Annotated in this window: 3 protein-coding genes; 1 reads left to right on the top strand and 2 read right to left on the bottom strand. The window is 43.9% G+C overall.

Going from position 1 to position 2,870, the window contains the following annotated elements; genetic code table 11:
• Positions 1 to 225 precede the first annotated feature (225 nt).
• Positions 226 to 561, bottom strand: a complete 336-nt coding sequence (locus tag AC37HE_RS13180) for a hypothetical protein (protein ID WP_500783314.1) — start codon at positions 559 to 561, stop codon at positions 226 to 228.
• Between the two features lie 139 nt (positions 562 to 700).
• Here AC37HE_RS13180 and AC37HE_RS13175 point away from each other — a divergent pair, with 139 nt between their 5' ends.
• Positions 701 to 1,006 (top strand): HNH endonuclease signature motif containing protein, encoded by a 306-nt coding sequence (locus AC37HE_RS13175; RefSeq protein ID WP_500783313.1) that lies wholly within the window; start codon positions 701 to 703, stop codon positions 1,004 to 1,006.
• Between the two features lie 279 nt (positions 1,007 to 1,285).
• Here AC37HE_RS13175 and AC37HE_RS13170 read toward each other — a convergent pair whose 3' ends face one another.
• Positions 1,286 to 2,545: a DUF819 family protein gene (locus AC37HE_RS13170; RefSeq protein WP_500783312.1), complete on the bottom strand. Its 1,260-nt coding sequence runs from the start codon at positions 2,543 to 2,545 to the stop codon at positions 1,286 to 1,288.
• Positions 2,546 to 2,870 lie beyond the last annotated feature (325 nt).

The following is a 2,870-nucleotide window of genomic DNA, read 5'->3' as shown; positions in this document are numbered from 1 at the left end:
GAAGGCAGTTGAAAACAATTGAAGACAGTTGAAGGAAGAAGGAAGCTTGCCCGGAGCGAGACCGGCCTTTTATCCGGACCGGAATCAAAAAGACTCACCCTCGCGGGGCGAAATATGGGTAGTCCCGGGGTAGAGTATATTTGCGTCTTTAGGCGCACGTTCTATGTTACTTGTTGTACAGGTTGTGCATGCGCCGCATGGTTTGATTGATCCTTTTTGTTCTATTCATCTTTTCTCTCCGCAAGCCGGACTGATACTTTTCCCTTCAGTTGGTTTTGACTCACCCCGTCGCTCGTAATACTCGCGCCAGGGGCTGTACATTAGATACAAAGCAAAAGCAGATGGGACTTCCACAAAACGGGAGAACCCAAAGCAGATGCAGTTTGTGTCCTCCACAAAACCGGAGAGCCCAACGCAGATGCAGTTTGTGTCTTCCACAAAGCGGGAGAGACCAACGCAGATGCAGTTTAGGTCCCCCACAAAGCGGGAGAACTTAAACTGAATTACCCCCAGGCACACATGGTATTCCTTCCCCTCTGACTGCAACGAATAATTAAGCATATCGACTCAGGTCTATATTGTAAAACAGTTTTTGAATTTTAAATGGCAACATTTGATAAATTCAAACTCATGAAATAGCCGCTCAACCAATTTGGGAACAAACGGCACACAAAACTACTAACCGAAAAAACTGAATATTATGGTTCGAAACTACAACACCGACGGGCAAGGAAACATTTGGACTGAAGAAATTAAACTAGCGGTATGGCAAAAAGGCCGAATGATACCGAATTTTGCACCGGAAGAATACCGATGGGATGTTTGTGGGAAAGTGATGCAATATTCCGACTATGGCAACCGCGAATCCGAGCACGGCTGGGAAATCGATCACATTGACCCGGTTGCAAACGGAGGCACCGACGAATTGGAAAATCTTCAACCCTTAAACTGGAAAAACAACACGCACAAAGGAGATATTGTCGATTGGACGATCGCCCGTAATTAATGAAAGAATACTTCCCCCCGATTCTCGATCGGGGGTTATTTTTTTTGAAAGTTTCTTCCGAGTTTCGAGTTTCAGGGCCATTTGGTACTAAGTATTTCCTTAACTGTTGCAAAACTCACGACTCACGACTCATTACTCGTTACTCAATCGCTAATCGTTTTTCAAGTTCCATGTTCCAAGACAATCCGACAACTTTGGATACCAATGCCAACATGATGTTCGGGTAATCTTCTACCTTCATACTTATTCGTGATTCCCGGGAATTAGGTCTGTTCTTTCTTAATGTACTATCGCCTGCATGATCAAACCACACATCCAGGCGCCATAGGTTCCCAAAGCGTAGCCCAAAACAGCCAGCAATACTCCAACGGGAGCCAAAGCCGGATGGAAAGCAGCAGCCACAACAGGTGCACTGGCCGCACCACCAATGTTTGCTTTACTACCAACAGCCAAAAAGAAGAACGGCGCTTTAATGAGTTTGGCCATCAAAATCATCAGGCTAACATGAATGGCCATCCAAATAGCTCCAACAGCAAACAACCCGATGTTATCGAAAATCTTCGAAACATCCATCTTCATACCAATGGTTGCCACCAGAATGTAAATGAAAACAGTTCCTATCTTGGAAGCTCCTGCCCCTTCGTAATTCCGAAGCTTGGTAAACGACAGGCCGATTCCAATGGTTGTTGTCAGAATGATCAGCCAGAAGAACCTCGAGGTTAAGCTAAACTTATTCAGGTACGGCGCATGAGTTTCAATAAAAGGGGCAATAAAATCGGCAATCAGGTGCGACAGCCCTGTTACTCCAAGTCCAATCGCTAAAATAACCATCAGGTCGGTTGTCGTTGGAATGCGGGCGATCTTCTGGCTAAATTCGTGCATATGATCCTTCAATTGCTCTACGCTACTGGCATCAGCTTTAAAGAACTTATCGATTTTATGCGATTTGCCTACTCCAATCAGGACAAGGGCCATCCAAACTTCAGCCACCAGAACATCCACCGTAATCATAATCGAATATAAATGATCGGAAGGTTTGAAAATCTCGTACATCGCAGCCTGGTTTGCACCACCACCAATCCAGCTGCCGGCAATAGTGGTCATACCACGCCAAACAGCATCGGGACCAGCACCACCAACCAGGTCGGGATTAATAGCCGAAGCAATCAGGATCGCTATAGGCCCACCGATAATCACACCTACCGTACCGGTGAGGAACATGATTAGTGCTTTACTCCCAAGTTTAAAGACTTCTTTCAGGTTAATGCTCAGCGTTAACAAAACCAAGCTGGCAGGCAATAAATAGCGCGACGCCACATAATACAAATTGGAATTTTCGCCATCAACAATTTTGAAAGTCGTTAGCAAACTGGGCAAAAAGTAGCAAAGCAGCAACATCGGCACCACCTTGTAGAACTTCACAAAAATCGGTTTCGAAGAACCACTGGTGTAAAAAATACCTGCCAATAAAATGATTAACAAGCCAAAAGTTACGGCATCACTCTGGATTAATGCACTCGCGTGTTCTGTATGATTCATTTTCCTGTTTTACGTGTTAGCAAGCACTCTTCTTCACTTTCAAAAAGAAGAAAAGTGATCTAATTTCTGAACATGTTGCCAAAAATAAAAGATATCATACCACTTTGCAATGATAAAAACGACAGTTTTCAATTTATTTTGAAAACACAGCTGATGGGCAGTCTTCTAAAATGTCGAATACCGAATTAGAAATGTAGAAGTATTCTACTAAGGTTGCCTGAGGTGTAATGAGTATTGAGTAATGAGTCGTGAGTTTTGCAACAGTTAAGGAAATACTTAGTACCAAATGGCCCTGAAACTTGGAACTTAAATAAGGTTAGGGGGT

The organism is Mangrovibacterium sp. (assembly GCF_059905295.1).
This window is presented reverse-complemented; position numbering and strand designations above follow the sequence as displayed.

What these genes read in the sequence shown, in the direction of transcription:
- AC37HE_RS13180 (WP_500783314.1), bottom strand. Translation starts at nt 561, where the DNA reads ATGCTTAATTATTCGTTGCAGTCAGAGGGGAAGGAATACCATGTGTGC.
- AC37HE_RS13175 (WP_500783313.1), top strand. Translation starts at nt 701, where the DNA reads ATGGTTCGAAACTACAACACCGACGGGCAAGGAAACATTTGGACTGAA.
- AC37HE_RS13170 (WP_500783312.1), bottom strand. Translation starts at nt 2,545, where the DNA reads ATGAATCATACAGAACACGCGAGTGCATTAATCCAGAGTGATGCCGTA.